The sequence below is a fragment of the Chitinophaga parva genome (assembly GCF_003071345.1).
Classification (GTDB): Bacteria; Bacteroidota; Bacteroidia; order Chitinophagales; family Chitinophagaceae; genus Chitinophaga; species Chitinophaga parva.
This window is the reverse complement of the sequence record NZ_QCYK01000002.1, coordinates 1,793,424-1,810,662: the sequence shown is the minus strand read 5'-3', so window position 1 is coordinate 1,810,662 and position 17,239 is coordinate 1,793,424. Positions and strand designations below refer to the sequence as shown.

The window sequence follows — 17,239 nt, the reverse complement described above, 5'->3', positions numbered from 1 at the left end:
TACGCATCGCCTCAAAAAACCGTTTGCACGTCGCCTCAAAAAACCGTTTGCATTTTATGCATCACCTCAAAAAACCATTACATTTTATGCATCACCCCCAAACCATTACATCTTAACATCACCCCAGCATCGCTACATTTTACACATCACCCCAAAAAAGTTAAACAATGAGCTATCTATTTAATGGTAATCTGAAAGCCCTCCTGTGCGATAAATATTGCACCGAAGTACTGGCCGGCGTAAAGATACGCCTGTACCGCACCGCCACACTGTCCACTGAAGTGGTGGCCGCCGCAGTGGCCGCTCCCAAAGAAACCTTCCACCAGGTAAGTGACGGGGAACTGAACGCAAAAGCCAGTCTCCTCCTCGCAGAAACCACCACCGATGACCAGGGCAACTTCAGCTTCACGCTGGGTGAAAAACAACGGTATGCCGGCGAAGCATTTGACATTGACTTTGTGTGCGGCAACGTACCAAGGCCCAAACCGGGTCCTAAAAAATTTCCCGAACTGCAGTTTCACATTACCACCCTGCAACCCCGCTGGGCGCAACGGGAAAATGACTTTACCGCAGCCTGGGTGTACGTGGTGCCCGCCCGCTGGTGGTGCCTCATCCGCAGTAAGTTTGATGCATGGGTGATCTGCGGCCGTGTAATGGACTGTAAGAACAACCGCCCCATTGCCGGGGTAAAAGTATCCGCCTTTGATGTGGACTGGATCCAGGACGATCCCCTGGGCTCCGGCATCACCGATTCCAACGGCTATTTCCGCATAGACTACACCACGGCCGATTTCAGCCAGACCCTCCTTTCGCCCCTTCTGAATGTAGAATGGCCCGCAGGCCCCGACCTGTACTTCACCGTGCAGGAGCCAATTACCAATGCTTACCTCTTAAAAGAAGACCGCAGTATAGGCCACAGTGCCAGCCGTAGTAACCGCGGGCCCTGCTTCTGTGTAGATCTCTGCGCATCGCCTGTCACTACAGATGGCGGCTACTTCCCCGCATTATGGGAAGCCGTAGGCGATTACAAGATCCATACGCAGATCAACGCAGACGGTTATACGATTGCGCCGGAACTGTATGCCTTTACCGGCACCGTGGCACTGAACGGCAAGCTACCCAACGGCAGCAATACCAACGCCATGCAATACCGCTTCCGCATCTTCAATGCAGACACCAACTACGAGCTTACCCGCACCCAGGTAAATGCAGCCATGCCCGCCTTCGTGATTGGCCAGATGGTAACCTACCACCAGCCTACGCCCCCGCCCCCGTTTGACGAGACGGACGTGGTGATCAACCCCGCCCTGGACCCCGAAGGCTGGATCACCGTGCCGAGGGGCAATAACCTCAACAGCGGTGGCCTCTTCTCCCCCAGCGGCTTACTGGGCTGGCTCAATACCGCCGCCCTGGCCCTGAATGCAGGTGGCACCCAGGCACATGAAGACTTCAATATTGCCACACCCTCACCGGTGATAGCCGGCAACCCGGTGCCCGGCAGCGCCATTGGCGCCGTGCACACTTTCAGGATCACCTTTGAAAGCCGGGAACTCAATGCCAGCACGCTTTCCAGCACAGATACACTGAATAAGATCGTAGTCTCCAACGTGACCTACCTGCAGCGCCGCCATCCCAGCTGGAACTACACCGGCGATGTGACCGCCGTAGGCGCAGGCCTCCTGGAGATCCAGGAAACTACCGCCGGCGGCAACGGTTGTGGCACCATTGGCGATGCTATCCACGTAAACTACACCGTGGCACATCCCCATATGGACACTTGCTCCATCAGCTTTGAAGGCAATCCTGTACTGCCCGCTGCTTTTACGCCGGCGGTGTCCGGGGTGTCCCAGATCAGCGGCAGCCAGCTGTTTGATACCAGTGGTATGCAGCCCTGCGCCTACATTGTGTGGCTCAACGTATCGCTCCGCCTTACTGCAGGCTCCGGCCGATGGACAGGCGCTTACATTTCCGACCACATTGCGTTCTGTAAAAAGCCAGCGATCTGATAAACGGCTTGTATAATTGTGATACATTTTCAGGAACAAAAAGCGTCGCCTCCTATGGTGGCGCTTTTTTATTTGTAAGACCGCCGCGTATGATTTTGTCCCTGAACTATCATTTTAATTGATACCTCATTTTATCTATTGATGCCGGTGGCGGCGCCAGCCGTAGCACGTGACCGGTCCCAATCCCCGCTGGCAGGCGGTTTCAGGACCGGCGGGGGCGGCAAAAGGCAGTGCTGCCACCCGTTGTATTTTCGTTAAAAATGGCCTGGGTTCCCTGAAATGCTGTAGTTATAGTATCATTCGGCTATCTTTGCTCAATTATCCGGATGACAATTATCATCTGGAGCGTTCTTAGTAAATTTTATTTTTGTCGCATGAACAACAACATGGTTAAACAAGACCGGAAACCACCGATCTGGCTGCACCAGATAGATTTTCTTGGTATACACGCCCTGCCACTGCTGGCTTTCTTTACCCACGTCACTGCCTTTGACTGGATCCTGTGTGCATCTTTGTATGTAGTCCGCATGTTCTTTGTAACAGGTGGCTATCACCGATATTTCTCGCATCGCACGTTTAAGACCTCGCGATTCTTCCAATTCATCCTGGCCGGCGGCGCACAGAGCAGCCTGCAGAAAGGTGCCCTGTGGTGGGCATCCAATCACCGCATCCACCACAAACACAGCGATACCCCGGAAGATCCCCACTCCGCCAACGTGTATGGCTTCTGGTACGCCCACATCGGCTGGATCATGGGCCCCGAGCACAAGCAAACCCGCTTTGACCTGATCAAGGACTTCAAGAACCGTGAACTGGTGTGGCTGAACAAGTGGCACATGGTACCCGCAGTAGTGCTGGCAGTAGCCTGTTACTTTGTAGGTAACAAGGTAAACGGAGGCAGTTTCTTTGCCTGGCACGCCGGCTTCAGCACCCTGCTGATCGGCTTCTTCCTGAGCACCATCATCCTGTACCATGGCACCTTCACCATCAACTCCCTGATGCACAAATGGGGCCGCCCCCGCTATATCACCGGCGACTACAGCAAGAACAGCCCTATCCTGGCGCTGATCACCCTGGGCGAAGGCTGGCACAACAACCACCACTACTACCAGAGCGCCGCACGCCAGGGCTTCTACTGGTGGGAGTTTGACATCACTTACTACGTCCTCCGCACCCTGGGCTTCTTTGGCATTATCTGGGACATCCGCGAGGTACCCAAGAAAGTGCTGGATAGCAACAAAATAAAAGACCAGCAAAAACAAGCCTCCGGCAAGCAAGCATCTGAAGCCGTGCTGGTAGAAAACTAAAAATTTGATCTTACAGATAAAGGAAAGCCGGTGATGTAGCAATTACCGGCTCTTTTTATGCCCCCTGGTCGTATCTTTGCGCCCTTGCCACCATACATGCTGATGAGAAGGATCGTTTTGCTGCTGTTATACTTGATGCCGTTTGCCACCCATGCCCAGCAGGCCGTGGGCGTGAGCGCGCAGGAAGACCAGCATATCTTTACCTTCCAGGAGATCCAGTGGCTGGAAGACGGGCGTCAGCCCCACACCCTGGAGCAGATCCTGGCCCTGCCGGATACCGCCTTCAAAGCCAGCAGGACCAGCACGCCAGGCAACAGCAAGCCCAATATTTACTACTGGTACCGCATTAAGATCCGCCGCAACCCCGGGCTGGACAAGCAATACATCCTGGAATTCTTTGACCAGACCATAGACGACCTGCAGGCCTTCCTGCCAGACAGTAATCACCAATACCACCTGGTACAATTGGGAGATGCCTACCCTTTTTCCCAGCGCACCTTCCGCCACAAGAATTTTGAACTGAAGCTGGACAACAGCTATCCCGGCGAGTCTGTGTACTATTTCCGGGTACGCTCCGCCCAGACGGCAGATATGATCGTGGTATTGCGCAGCATCAATAAGTTCATCGCCTACGCGCTTACGGAGTACATCACCTTTGGCCTGTTTTACGGGATGATCCTGATCTTTTGCTTTTACAACCTGATCATGTTCATCACCATGCGGCAGCGCCAGTACCTGTGGTATATTTTATATATCATCAGCGTGGCTTTTTTTGAAATGAGCACGGATGGTATTGCCTACCAGTACATCTGGCCGGATGCCCCGCGCTGGAACCAGTATGCCTATGCGGTGCCGCTGTGTTGCATGAGCGTATTTGCCCTGGCATTTACCCGCTCCCTGCTGTATGTACGGGCCCGCGCGCCCCGGCTCAATAAGCTGATCATCGGGGTGATCATAGCGCGGGTCGCCTTTTTCCTGATCTGCCTTCTTTTTAACCAGTATTGGTTCAATTATAAGTTCATCGAGATCGTCCCGCTGGCACTGGCTTTTTACAGCGGCATTTATATTTACCGTACCGGCTACCGGGCGGCCCGCTTCTTTGTGCTGGGATACAGCTTCCTGTTTGCCGGCTTTATGCTGAAGTTCTTTATCATGCTGGGGTATAGCTGGCTGAATTTTGGGGCGGTGAGTTACTACAGCCTGAGTTTCTGTTTTATCCTGGAAATGTTCTTCCTCTCCTTTGCCATTGGCGATAAGCTGCGCCTCCTGAAAAAGAAAAAAGAAAAAGCCCAGCAGGAGATCATCCGGCAAATGACGGCCAATGCAAGGCTGAAAGACAGCATCAACCAGCAGCTGGAGCAGCAGGTAAAAGAGCGCACCCAGGAGCTGGTGGAGAAAAACCACCTGATCGAGGCGCAGAACCAGGAACTATTGTCTCAAAATTCCCTCATCGAGGCCCAGAACCAGGAGCTAAACGATGCCAACCAGTTGCTGAAGCTCCAGTCCGAGGAAATCCTCCGCATGAACACCCTGCTGGAAGAAGATAACCAGCAGTTGCTGCACAACGTGGAAAAGGTAAGCCGCGCCCGTGCGCTGAGCGCCCCCGTGGATTTTGAGGAATTTAGCCGGACCTACCCGGATAATGAAAGCTGCTTCCGCTTCCTGGCGGAGCTGAAGTGGCAGCAGGGGTACCATTGTTATAAGTGTGGCCATGAGCATTACTTTGCCGGCCATGCGCCCTTCAGCCGGCGCTGCTCCCGGTGCAGCTACGAGGAATCCGTGCTGGCCAATACCATTTTCCAGAACACCCGTATCCCCATTAATAAGGCCTTTTATATCGTATTTCTTATTTATACGAGCAAGGGGAAGATCTCTTCCCACAAGCTGAGTGAGCTGCTGGACATCCGCCAGAGCACCTGCTGGAGTTACCAGCATAAGGTGAAATCTGTAATGGAGGAACGGAAAAAGGAGTTGAAAACCGCCGATGCGGGAGGGTGGAGTAAGCTGGTGTTATAGCTTTTCAGCTCTTTTTTTCACTTGTATGGAGGCGTATCAATAAAAACCGATCCTGCTTAGTTCCATTTCAATAACCCGTTAGTTATCAGCCCATTGTTATTTTAGCCTTCACGGTACCCAACCGCATCAAAATTCAATCAACTAATTAAAAATCAATCGTTTACATAAAAATTTATTTGTTTTTCTCCATCCCTACCCCTTAATTTTGTCTTGTTAAAATTGTGTTATTAAATCGGCTCCGTTATGAACTTCCAGGTTGTTTAGCTGCAACCATTACCACGGCCAATGTTCCATAATCTAAACCGACGATCGTATCCCTTTTTCTAAAACATCTTGCACGTTATGAAGCAAAAGTTCCTGGCCTTCCTGGCCTTGCTGATGGCAGTTACGTCCCTGTCCATTGCGCAAAACATCTCCGTACATGGTACCGTGAGCGATACCCTGGGCAACGGGTTGCCCGGCGTTACCATCCGGCTGGTAGGTACTAATTCCGGTACCACCACAGACGCAAAGGGCGCCTTTAACATTAATGCCCCCGGAAATGCCTCGCTTGAATTTTCTTTTATTGGTTATAAAGCCCAGACCGTGGCTATTGGTGGCCGGGAGAATATCGTGGTGCACTTAAGCACCGCCGGCACTGATCTGACCCAGGTGGTGGTAGTGGGGTACGGTACCCAGAAAAAGAAGGACCTGACCGGTGCTGTATCCGTGGTAACTGCCGCTGATATTGCCAACCGCCCGATCGTGAACGCAGCAGAAGCGTTGCAGGGCAAGGCCGCCGGGGTGCAGGTGACCTCTGTATCCGGTAAGCCCGGTGCAGGCCTGAGCATCCGTATCCGTGGCTCCTCTTCCATCAGTTCCGGTAACGATCCGCTGTACGTAGTGGATGGCATCATTACCCCGGACATCAGCGCCTATAGCGCAGATGACATCGAATCTTTTTCCGTATTGAAAGACGCGGCTTCCACTGCGATCTATGGTACCCGCGCTGCGAACGGTGTGGTGATCATCACTACCAAGAAAGGCACCGCTGGTAAATCCAAAATCGAGGCCTCCGCTTATTGGGGCGACAGCAAGCCCACTAACATGGTGAGCGTGCTGAATGGCAAGCAATACCAGGCCTATATGAATGAAAGCTATGGTGCCGGCACGATTTCCGACTCACTGGTAAATGCTACCAATATCAACTGGCCGGACCAGGTGTTCCGCCATGGCAGCCAGCAAAACTACCACGTAGCGGCATCCGGCGGCACTGAAAAGACCCAGCATTATGTGGCACTGGATTACAACAAGCAAACCGGTATGATACGCCCGGCCAACTTTGACCGCATTAATGGCCGCGTAAACCTGAACAGCCACGTGACCAAATGGCTGGATGTAACCTCTTCCACGATCATTTCCCGCGTTACCAATAATGACGTAAGCGATAACCTGAGCGCAGCCAAAGGCGGCGTGGTGGCCTCCGCGCTGACCACACCTCCCACCGTGCCGCAATACCAGGCAAACGGCTGGATCGGTGCCAACCCCTCCACCGGCTGGGAAAACCCGCTGGGTGCCATCATCGGCTCCCGCACGGCCAACACTAACGACCGCCTGGTAAGCAACCTCGGTGCAGACATCAAGTTCTACAAAGACCTGGTGTTCACTACCCGTTTTGGTATTGACTATAAGAACAATAAGAGCACTTATTTCCTGGATCCGTTCCTGACCAACTACGGTCGCGGCCAGGGCGGTGCACTTTCCCAGACCACTTCCACAGAACTGAGTTGGCTGAGTGAGCAAACCCTGAAGTACAACCACCGTTGGGGCAAGAGTAATTTTGGCGCCCTGGCCGGCTGGACTGCCCAGAACTCTGACTGGCAGCAGACTTACATCAACGCCAACCGCCTGGATCCCCAGTACCGTCATCTGCCCTTCAATACCATGTGGCAACTGGCGCTGACCAAAGGCATTCCCACTATCAGCCAGGACCAATGGGCGCTCATCTCCTACCTGGGCAGGATCAATTACGACTATGATGGCAAATACCTGCTGGAGGCCAATATCCGTAATGACCAGTCCTCCAAATTCTCTACCGCCAACCGTAACGCGGTGTTCCCGTCCGTATCTGCCGGCTGGAGAATTTCTCAGGAAGATTTCATGAGAGACATCCGCTTTATCAATGACCTGAAGATCCGCGCCGGCTGGGGCCAGAACGGTAACCAGGAAGGCATTGGCAGCTATTCCCACCTGAGCCTCCTGGATTACGGAATCAGCAACGGGTCACTGACCTTTACGCCCTCTTCCATTGCACTACAGAACCTGAAATGGGAAACCACCACCCAGACAAACATTGGTTTTGACGCCACGCTGCTGAACAACCGCCTGTCTGTAACCGGTGACTTCTACTGGAAAAACACCAAGAACGTATTGCTGCCCATTACCCTTTCCGGTGAACTGGTACAGTCCGTACTGATGAACAATGCCAGCATGCGCAACATCGGTGAGGAACTGGCTGTTTCCAGCAAAAACATTGTTGGCAAGGCAGTGAACTGGACCACCGATTTCAATATCTCCTTCAACCAGAACAAGATCCTGGCATTGGAAAATGGCATCACCGCCATGCCGATCTATGGAAATATCTATGCCCGCGGCAATGCCATCAACCTGGCTGTAGGCAAGCCCCTGGGTGAATTTTACGGTTACGAGGCCGCTGGAGTGGACCCCAACACCGGTGCACAGCTATACCTCACCAGCGATGGCAAGGCCGTGCCTTACAGCGGCACCAAACCTTCTGACCGCCGCTTCCTGGGCAATGCACAACCAAAGTTCACCTACGGCATGACCAACACCGTGAACTACAAGAACTTTGACCTGTCTGTATTCATCCAGGGCTCCCAGGGCAACAAGATCTACAACGGTCTGCGTACAGAACTGGAAGGCATGATGAATACTTCTAACCAAAGCACTGCGGTACTGCGCCGCTGGCAGCATCCGGGTGACAAGACCGATATCCCGGCCGTAAGCCCCAATAGCGTTGACAACTCTGTAGTGTCCAGCCGTTTTGTTGAAAATGGTTCTTACCTGCGTTTCAAAACGATCACGCTGGCATACCACATCCCCCAGCGCATCCTGGATCACATCGGTATCGGCGCAGCATCAGTGTACGTCTCCGGTCAGAACCTGTTTACCATCACCAAGTATACCGGCTTTGATCCCGAAGTGAGCAGCTACACTAACTCCACCGCGAGCAGCGTAGACCGGAACGTGTCACTGGGTATTGACAATGGTGCTTACCCGCAGGCAAAAACCATCCTGGCAGGTATCAACATCAGTTTAAAATAAAAGCGTACCGGCATTTCTTTTAAGCACATTCAAAACTGAATAACATCATGAAAAATAAATTTCTTTATAACGCCTCCGTGATAGTGATGGCTGCCGGTGTAATGAGCAGCTGCTCTAAACTGCTGGATAAAAATCCGACTACACAGGGCATCTACTCCACTGATACCAGCGTATCCATTTCCGCCGCGGACGCAGAAGCGTCCGTGGCAGGCCTGTACCGCTACTACAAGGCTGACAACCTGGAATGGTCTGTATTTGACAAGATCACCAATGGCGATGTGATCTCCGATAACTGCTATGCAGGTGGCGACAACGCGGATAATATCACCCTGGACAAATTCACAGCCAACTCCCTGAACGGGAACGTGAACCGCGACTTTGCTGATGCCTATTCTTTCATTGGCCGCGCCAATGTAACCATCCAGAACGTAAGCCGCAGCAAGGACGCCGCCCTGAACGAAACCCGCCGCAGACAGATCCTGGCAGAAGCCATGTTCATGCGTGCCTTCAACTACTTTGACCTGGTGCGACTGTATGGTGGGGTTCCCTTGAAACTGGTACCGTCTGACAACAGCACCGCGGAAACGCTGATCGAGACCTCCCTAAAACCCCGTTCCGGCGTGGATTCCGTATACGAAGCCATCCTGAACGACCTGTGGTATGCGAAGGACAATGCGCAGGACGTGGGCGCCACTTCCTCCAAATACATCGTGTCCAAAGGCGCTGCATGGGCTACCCTTGCAAAGGTTTATTCCAGCATGCCCACGCCCAACTGGGATTCCGTAAGCTACTATTGCGACAAGGTGATCCCCAGCTACACATTGCTGAGCGACTATAATTTCCTGTGGGATAATGCCCACAAAAGCAATTCAGAAGCGATCTGGGAAATGGTGTTTGATGGCTACGATACCGGTGATAAGGTGGGCAACTGGGTACCTTCCATCTTTGTAGGATATGATGACGCCACCAAGCAATTCATTGGCGGTGGCTGGAAAAAATTCAGCACGCCTACCAACGATCTCGTGAAACTGTTTGTGAATGACGGTGACAGTGTGCGCCTGCACGCATCCATCACCTTCCTGAACGTGACCGGCCAGTTTAACGACAGCTACTGGGCTGTATCCCGTTATCCTTTCATTACCAAGTACAATGATCCTAACCACGGCACCAATGATTTCTACATGCTGCGTCTCCCCGAGATCATGCTGCTGAAAGCAGAAGCCCTGGTGCATAAAGGTGATATTGCCGGCGCTATGAACCTGGTAAAAACCCTGCGCGCCCGTGTAGGACTGGCCGCGAAAACCGCTACCACGGCCGACCAGGCCAACCAGGTAATTGCCGATGAAAGACGCCAGGAGCTGGCCTTTGAAGGCATCCGCTGGTTTGACCTTCTGCGCACCGGCAAGGCACAGGAAGTAATGCAGGCCCAGAAAGATGGTAATGGCACCTCCCTGGGTTACAGCGTACCTGACTACCGCCTGCTGATGCCCATCCCTCAACAACAGATAGACCTGAACCCGAAACTGGTACAAAACCCGGGCTACTAATAGCATCTTACCACAGGGGCCCGGCCGCAAAGCCCGGCCCCTGTGTACTTTATAACGGGAACCGGCAAACGTAAAGCGTACACTTTTACTGCTACAACGTTTTCGCCGAAAAGTATTTTTTACAAAGGCCCTTTGCTTTCTTTTTGGCAATGAATCCTGTACTTTGTACCGCATTCATTTTCCACGTAAAAAACACTTATCTCACCTAAAAGCATTTCACCATGAAGTTTACCAAATGGTATGGCGTCATTGCCGGCTGCAGTGTGCTGCTCACCGCGCAGGCGCAACAGCAACGTAATTCCCTGCCTGTAGAAAAACGTAGCATCATTGTTTACAAAACCGCCGCCAATACTACTTTACGCATTACCCCCACAGACACCCTGCACTTTGCGCCCATGGCCCAGCCCCTGGAAACGCAGGTATGTGTGTTTGTAGATCCTACCCACCGCTTCCAGAAGATCACAGGCTTTGGTGGCGCCATTACCGATGCATCTGCAGAAGTATTTGGCAAACTCGGTGCAGCGGAGCAGCAGGAACTGCTCAAGGCTTACTACGACAAGAAAGACGGCATTGGCTACACCCTGGTGCGCACCACTATTGGCAGCAGCGACTTCTCCAGCAGCTCTTACGCCTACGTACAGGATGGCGATACCGCGCTGAAAACCTTTAGCATTGATCACGACCGCCAGTACCGCATTCCCCTGATCAAAGCCGCTATGAAAACGGCCGGGGGCAAGCTGGATGTCTTTGCCACACCCTGGTCTCCCCTGGGCTGGATGAAGAGCAACAACAACGTACTGCAGGGTGGTAAGCTGCTGCCCCAGTACCGCCAGGTGTGGGCTAACCACTACATCAAATTCATCAAAGCATACGAGAAAGAAGGCATTCCCATCTGGGGCCTTTCCGTGCAGAATGAACCCATGGCCACCCAGAAATGGGAGTCCTGCATTTTCACCGGTGAAGAAGAACGGGATTTCATCAAATATTACCTGGGCCCCACGCTGGCAAAAGCCGGTTTTGGCGGCAAAAAGCTGATGGCCTGGGATCATAACCGTGACCTGATCTACCAACGTGCGTCCGCCGTACTGAATGATCCGGCCGCGGCCAAATACGTGTGGGGCATTGCTTTCCACTGGTATGAGAACTGGTCCGGCGGCCTCCGCATGCTGGACAACGTGGCCCGCGTGCACGAAGCATTCCCGGGCAAAGCCCTCATGTTTACCGAAGGTTGTATAGAAAAATTCAACTGGGATAAAGTGAGCGACTGGCAGTATGGTGAAGTGTATGGCCAGAATATGATCTCCGATTTTAACAACGGTACTTCCGGCTGGACAGACTGGAACATCCTGCTGGATGAACAGGGCGGCCCCAACCACGTGGGCAACTACTGCATGGCCCCCGTGCACGCCAAGGATGGCAAACTGTATTACAGCAATGCATTTTACTACATCGGTCACTTCTCCAAATTTGTGCGTCCCGGCGCGCAGCGTGTAGCTGCTACGCCCAGCCGCAGCAAACTGGAAGCCACCGCGTTTGTAAACCCGGATGGTAAGACCGTAGTGGAAGTAATGAACCGCAGCGATGAAGAAGTACCCTTCTTCCTGTGGGTAAATGGCAAAGCCGCGGAAACCAAGTCCCTGGCCCATTCCATGACCACCTTTATTTATTGATATTGACTTTTTTGCGTAGAAAGAAATGAAGAGCACTTATTATCGCCTGATGGCATGCGGGATAGCTTTTGCAGGCATGGTGGCCTGCAAAAGCACCCGCAATACGAACGGAAACCTGCACGGCGTGGCTAACTGGCTTACAGACCCGGATGCCACCGCCCGCCTGGAAAAACAGGCAGACATCGCATTTACCAGTGCCGCAACCGGCGCCAGCACCATTCACATTAACAGTCAGGAAACCTACCAGTCGATGGACGGTTTTGGCTGCACCCTCACCGGGGGCAGTGCACAACTGATCATGAAGATGGATGCCGCCTCCCGCGCAAAGCTGCTCCAGGAGCTGTTTGGCCACCAGCCAGACCAGCTGAATATGAGCTACCTGCGCATCAGCATTGCCGCGTCGGACATGAATGATCATGCTTTTTCTTATGACGATATGCCCGCAGGGCAAACGGATACGGCCCTGGCCCACTTTAACCTGGGACCGGATGCCACCAGTGTGGTACCGGTGCTGCAACAGATCCTTAAAATAAACCCATCATTGAAGATCCTGGGCTCTCCCTGGAGCGCCCCCGTGTGGATGAAGGATAATGGCGATACCCGCGGCGGAAGCCTGCAACCGCAGTACTACCAGGTGTACGCCCGCTACCTGGTGAAATTTATACAGGTAATGCAGCAGCTGCATATTCCTGTTGATGCCATCACGGTACAAAATGAGCCCCTGCACCCCGGCAATAACCCCAGCATGAAAATGCTGCCGGAAGACCAGGCCATTTTCGTAAAAACCGCCCTGGGGCCTGCTTTTGAAAAGGCAGGCCTGCAAACGAAGATCATTATCTACGATCACAACTGCGACCGCCCGGACTACCCGATCAGCATCCTCAAAGACCCGGACGCGGCTAAATACATTGATGGCAGCGCATTTCATCTGTACGGCGGTAAAATAGAGGCCATGAGCGAAGTGCATAATGCATTCCCCAATAAAAACCTCTATTTCACCGAACAGTGGATAGGCGCACCGGGCCACCTGAAACGTGACCTCGATGAACATATCCGCCTGCTGACCATCGGCGCATCGCGGAACTGGGCCCGCACGGTACTGGAATGGAACCTGGCTGCCGATCCGCAACAGAACCCACACACAGACCGTGGCGGCTGTAATGGTTGCCTGGGCGCTATTACCCTGGACAGCAATGCAGTGGTACGCAATCCTGCCTACTACATTATCGGCCATGCCTCCAAGTTTGCACTACCAGGCTCCGTGCGCATTGGCAGTACCAGTGACGAGCAGCTGCCCAACGTGGCTTTCCGCCGCAAGGATGGCCGTACGGTGCTGATTGTTCTCAACCACAGCACACAGGCGCAGGACTTCAGTGTGGACATTGACAACAACAAACATTTTACTGCCCACCTGAATGCCGGTGCAGTAGCCACTTACGTGTGGTAATAATTATTTTACAAAGGAAAGGGCCGCAGATCATGGTTTGCGGCCCTTTTTTTGTGCGGAGGAGGGAACATTTTTCCTGCATGAAGAGATATTCCTCCGCTTCAACACTGCTCCTGATTATGGGGGCCGGGTCGCTCCTGTTAATAAGCGCACTTACCATGTGGCATCATCAGCCGCCCTTATATGATGAGCCCCTGTTCATCTCCAATATGCCGTTATTTAACCGCTATGGCCTTTCTGCTACGTTCCTTCGCGAGATGGACAACCAGGCGCCGGGCCCTTTGTACGAACTGATGCATTACCCGCTGCAGGCTATTACCCACATGCAGCCGCCAGGCCTGCGCATGGTGAACATTGTGTTGCTCTGGTGCATTATCTTATTCCTGGCCATTATCCTGAAACGGCAATACAACCTTGGCTGGGAACAGGCCCTGGTACCGGCATTGAGCATGATGGCCCTGCCGGTGGTGTGGCCGGTGGCCGGTATGGCGCTTACAGAAATTCCGCCCATGTGCTGTGCCATGCTTTCTGTGCTCCTGTTGCAACGCGCACTGGCCTGCGAAGGCCGTTCCTGGTTCCTGCTGCTATTCACCCTGCTGGCGGGAGTGGCGCTGGGGCTGGCTATCTGGGGCCGGTCTCCTTTCCTGGTCATGGTACCTGCGGCGGGCCTGCTGCTTTGGCAACAGGCGCAGCGCCGCCAACGATGGATAATAGTATGTTTGTATGTAAGTGTAGGCCTGGCCATGAGCGTACCGGTGTTCCTTATCTGGCATGGGCTGATGCCACCCAAACAGGCACTGGTAACGGCGGAAGGTTTTAAGATATGGCATGGCATACTGGCCTTTGCATACGGCGGCCTGCTTACCCTCATCATTGCGCCACGATGGTTCTATTTCAACCGCCGCATTGCATGGTTGCTGGTGGCCACCATGTTGATCCTGACACTCCTGAATATCACCCTGCTGCATTACACGGACACCCCGATGACCGCTGTGGTAAAGCGTATAGGCAGCAACGTTTTCGTGCACATTTTTTCCAGCCTGGTACCTCCCCTGCTGGCCACGGCAGCTTTATATTTTGGGGTATGCAGCCTGTTGCGGACCTGGGAAGAACGGCACCAGCCGTTCACCCTCTTTATGCTGGCCAGCGGTTTTTTACTTTTGCTAAGCTGCGCTAAGATCACCCACCTTTTCAGTTCGCGTTACGTGGCGCAGGCTACACCCTTCCTGGTGTTAGGGATGATGGGGTTTGATAAAATAAGTTATGGGAAATGCGTCCGTTTTGCGATCGGTGCAGGCCTGGGCCTGGTGTCTTTGGAGAGTTACTTTTCATTCCATTAATGTAGGCAGCGCCGGTCATACCACGCTGGCGCGCAAAGGATCCATATAATTGAAGCCCTTGCCAAATGCGGCTTCCAGGGCTTCGGTGCCTTCTTTGGTAATGTAATCTTTTTCCGCTTCCGTGATGGGCACCAGCCAATAGCAGAACAGTATCTTTTCTTTCGTGATCTTAAAGGATTCTAGCTTGGGGCCATCCGGGTAAGGCTGGGTAATGTAGCCATGATCACAGGCGGAGCCAGGTTGCCAGGGATAGCCGAAGTTGATGACCTGGTGCAGGCCCAGGCACGCGCAGGTACGGTGATGGGAGGCGGTGAAGGCCAGCAGGTCTGCCAGCCGGGCATCGCGGGTGGCGGAGCAGATGTGCAGCTCCATGGCAAAAACATCTTCCGGCACAGACATGCCACAGGTGGCGTAGCACCAGCGGTTGCGGGCGGCCGTGGGCGGGAATTCTAGCACGGAGAAGCCAGGAGGCAGGTCGGGGTAGGCATCTTCTGCTACGTGCAGGATGTTATAACTGCTTTTCCAGGCACGCTTGTAATGCGCGCGGATAGCGGACCTCCATGTATCGGGATCTTTCCTACGTTTCCAGAAAAGCATCATGTTGCGCGGGTTGATGAAGTGGTTTGTAGGGTAAGGTAGTGAAAAAGTGGACAGAAAAAAAAGACCGCTCCTCCCGGAACAGCCTATCTGAAGCAACACAAATCTAAGCTTCCCCCTACGCCCCCTCCCCCTCAAAATCAACATCCAGGTCCATCCTTCCCGCATTCCCCTCCACCTCCGGTTCCGTCTCAAATGTCACCGCAGATTTATCCTCCCGGTTGCCCAACAAATTCGTCCCTCTCATAAACACATTATCCCGGATGATCACCCGGTCCAGGAACTGGCAAAAAGAAAAATCCACAAACCCCGTAAACACATTGCCCTCCATCACAAACGGGCGGTAATTATGCCCACCCATCTCATATTGCACATAACCATGCACCACGCAATTGCGCAGCACCAGGCCTTCCGTAAACCAGCAGCTGTGTATCTGCATATCTTCAATGATACTGTCCTCAATCACCACCGTACCACGGAAACCGTCCGCAGCCAGCAGGTCAATGGATTTTATCAAACAATGGGAAAGAAGTATCACATCATCCCGCTTAATTTCATTAAAGGTGAGGGTCTTAATGATGGCATACTGTTTTTTCATCGTTTTCCTTACTGCTTTTATAGTTACACAATAGAGATACCAAGGAAAAAAGGATTTTTCACTGCCAAAATACAACATCAGGGTAAAGTGACCAACACCCTTTCTATCCGGTGGTCCTCCATTTTTACGATCTTGAATTTCACATTATGAACAGTCAGCTCCTCTCCCTCCGCGGGAATGCGCTGCCATTTCTCCAGCAGCATAGCCGCCAGGGTCAGGTACTGGCGCTCATTCACCGGTATCCAATCCACACCCAGTGCCTCCTTCAGTACATACAGCCGCATGGCTCCGGGCGCTATCCAGCTTTTAGGCCCCTGCTGTTCTAATTGTGGATGGTCTTTTCCCGTGTTCCGCAGGTTCCCGAAAATAGCGGTGCCCACATCATGAATGGTCACCACGCCCTCAAAACCGCCATAAGCATTTACCACCACCCCAAAGGGCCACATGGTTACCTGGAACTGCTGGAACACCGTAGGCAAAGGCTGGTGCAGGGCAATGAAGCACGGTGTTTTTATCAGCTCCTTCAGCGGGCGCTCCGGGTACATAAAAAACTCCTTGGACATGATCACGCCAATCACATGCTCCTTATCATTATGAAATACAGGAAAGCAGGAATAGTCGTACCGCTTCAGGAGCGCCGTTATCTCCTCGCGGGACATTTGATCATCCAGCGTTACCACCAGGTGGCGGGGCGTCATAATGTATTCTGCCCGCAGGTCGTTAAAGTTGAACACATTCTGGTGAAGCTTCAGTTCATTTTTTTCGAGGAGGCCTTGTTTGTAAGCAGTGCTTAGCATGGTACGCAGATCGCCCTCCGTGATGGTTTCCTTTTTATCATTGCGGATGTCAAACGCTTTCAGGATAAGCTGAGTGCTGATGGTGAGCAGCTTCACAAAAGGATAGGTAAGCCAGGTAAACCAGCGCAGGGAGCCGGCCACCATCAGGGCCGTGCGGTGGGGAAACTGCAGGGCCAGTGATTTGGGAATAAGTTCTCCCACCACGATGGTGATGTATGTAATGGCGCCAATGCTCAGTACCAGGGCCAGGGCACGGGCCATATCCGGGTGCAGGCCCCAGTGGATGAATACCGGTCCCACATACAACGCCAGCCGCTCGCCCCCGTACAGGCCCTCAATAATGCCCACCAGGGTAATGCCTACCTGGATGGAGCTGAGGAATTCCTCGGGATCGTCCAGCAGGGCCAGGGTACGGGCTGCCCGTTTATTGCCTTCCTCGGCCTCTTCCGCCAGGCGGCCCTTGTTTACCGATACCAGGGCTATCTCCGCCAGGGAGAAATACCCATTCACGATGATCAGTAAAATGATAATAAGTATAAATACCAGCATAGTCCCCTTGGGCATCAATTTTCAGACCGAAATCGGCTGGG

The 17,239-nt window shown here is 53.0% G+C and carries 11 protein-coding genes; 8 read left to right on the top strand and 3 right to left on the bottom strand.

Annotated elements, in window-relative coordinates:
* Positions 1 to 167 precede the first annotated feature (167 nt).
* The 8 genes from DCC81_RS17610 (at position 168) to DCC81_RS17575 (ending at position 14,657) form a co-directional block, all read left to right on the top strand.
* On the top strand, positions 168 to 2,006 hold the full coding sequence (locus tag DCC81_RS17610) for a transthyretin-like family protein (RefSeq protein ID WP_108687895.1): 1,839 nt from the start codon (positions 168 to 170) through the stop codon (positions 2,004 to 2,006).
* A 374-nt stretch (positions 2,007 to 2,380) separates the two neighbouring features.
* Positions 2,381 to 3,313, top strand: a complete 933-nt coding sequence (locus DCC81_RS17605) for an acyl-CoA desaturase (RefSeq protein WP_240613015.1) — start codon at positions 2,381 to 2,383, stop codon at positions 3,311 to 3,313.
* Positions 3,314 to 3,415: 102 nt separating this feature from the next.
* On the top strand, positions 3,416 to 5,329 hold the full coding sequence (locus tag DCC81_RS17600; protein ID WP_240613014.1) for a 7TM diverse intracellular signaling domain-containing protein: 1,914 nt from the start codon (positions 3,416 to 3,418) through the stop codon (positions 5,327 to 5,329).
* Between the two features lie 342 nt (positions 5,330 to 5,671).
* The gene (locus tag DCC81_RS17595) at positions 5,672 to 8,653 is read left to right on the top strand and encodes a SusC/RagA family TonB-linked outer membrane protein (protein ID WP_108687893.1); all 2,982 of its coding nucleotides are present in this window, start codon (positions 5,672 to 5,674) and stop codon (positions 8,651 to 8,653) included.
* A gap of 47 nt (positions 8,654 to 8,700) precedes the next feature.
* Positions 8,701 to 10,200: a RagB/SusD family nutrient uptake outer membrane protein gene (locus DCC81_RS17590; RefSeq protein ID WP_108687892.1), complete on the top strand. Its 1,500-nt coding sequence runs from the start codon at positions 8,701 to 8,703 to the stop codon at positions 10,198 to 10,200.
* Positions 10,201 to 10,421: 221 nt separating this feature from the next.
* On the top strand, positions 10,422 to 11,870 hold the full coding sequence (locus DCC81_RS17585) for a glycoside hydrolase family 30 protein (protein ID WP_108687891.1): 1,449 nt from the start codon (positions 10,422 to 10,424) through the stop codon (positions 11,868 to 11,870).
* Between the two features lie 25 nt (positions 11,871 to 11,895).
* Positions 11,896 to 13,317 carry a glycoside hydrolase family 30 protein gene (locus DCC81_RS17580; protein ID WP_108687890.1) on the top strand — a complete coding sequence of 474 codons (1,422 nt, stop codon included), beginning with the start codon at positions 11,896 to 11,898 and terminating at the stop codon, positions 13,315 to 13,317.
* 158 nt (positions 13,318 to 13,475) lie between these two features.
* On the top strand, positions 13,476 to 14,657 hold the full coding sequence (locus DCC81_RS17575; RefSeq protein ID WP_133177702.1) for an ArnT family glycosyltransferase: 1,182 nt from the start codon (positions 13,476 to 13,478) through the stop codon (positions 14,655 to 14,657).
* Positions 14,658 to 14,672: 15 nt separating this feature from the next.
* Here the strand turns inward: DCC81_RS17575 and DCC81_RS17570 are convergent, their stop codons facing one another.
* From DCC81_RS17570 to DCC81_RS17560, 3 genes are all read right to left on the bottom strand, one after another.
* A complete protein-coding gene (locus DCC81_RS17570; protein WP_165806626.1) occupies positions 14,673 to 15,257 on the bottom strand; it encodes a suppressor of fused domain protein in 585 nt (194 codons plus the stop codon).
* A gap of 115 nt (positions 15,258 to 15,372) precedes the next feature.
* On the bottom strand, positions 15,373 to 15,852 hold the full coding sequence (locus DCC81_RS17565) for a hypothetical protein (RefSeq protein ID WP_108687887.1): 480 nt from the start codon (positions 15,850 to 15,852) through the stop codon (positions 15,373 to 15,375).
* A 77-nt stretch (positions 15,853 to 15,929) separates the two neighbouring features.
* Positions 15,930 to 17,213: a hemolysin family protein gene (locus DCC81_RS17560; protein ID WP_108687886.1), complete on the bottom strand. Its 1,284-nt coding sequence runs from the start codon at positions 17,211 to 17,213 to the stop codon at positions 15,930 to 15,932.
* Positions 17,214 to 17,239 lie beyond the last annotated feature (26 nt).

Coding starts and splice junctions, on each gene's coding strand:
- DCC81_RS17610 (WP_108687895.1), top strand. CDS start 168: ATGAGCTATCTATTTAATGGTAATCTGAAAGCCCTCCTGTGCGATAAA.
- DCC81_RS17605 (WP_240613015.1), top strand. CDS start 2,381: ATGAACAACAACATGGTTAAACAAGACCGGAAACCACCGATCTGGCTG.
- DCC81_RS17600 (WP_240613014.1), top strand. CDS start 3,416: ATGAGAAGGATCGTTTTGCTGCTGTTATACTTGATGCCGTTTGCCACC.
- DCC81_RS17595 (WP_108687893.1), top strand. CDS start 5,672: ATGAAGCAAAAGTTCCTGGCCTTCCTGGCCTTGCTGATGGCAGTTACG.
- DCC81_RS17590 (WP_108687892.1), top strand. CDS start 8,701: ATGAAAAATAAATTTCTTTATAACGCCTCCGTGATAGTGATGGCTGCC.
- DCC81_RS17585 (WP_108687891.1), top strand. CDS start 10,422: ATGAAGTTTACCAAATGGTATGGCGTCATTGCCGGCTGCAGTGTGCTG.
- DCC81_RS17580 (WP_108687890.1), top strand. CDS start 11,896: ATGAAGAGCACTTATTATCGCCTGATGGCATGCGGGATAGCTTTTGCA.
- DCC81_RS17575 (WP_133177702.1), top strand. CDS start 13,476: ATGTGGCATCATCAGCCGCCCTTATATGATGAGCCCCTGTTCATCTCC.
- DCC81_RS17570 (WP_165806626.1), bottom strand. CDS start 15,257: ATGATGCTTTTCTGGAAACGTAGGAAAGATCCCGATACATGGAGGTCC.
- DCC81_RS17565 (WP_108687887.1), bottom strand. CDS start 15,852: ATGAAAAAACAGTATGCCATCATTAAGACCCTCACCTTTAATGAAATT.
- DCC81_RS17560 (WP_108687886.1), bottom strand. CDS start 17,213: ATGCCCAAGGGGACTATGCTGGTATTTATACTTATTATCATTTTACTG.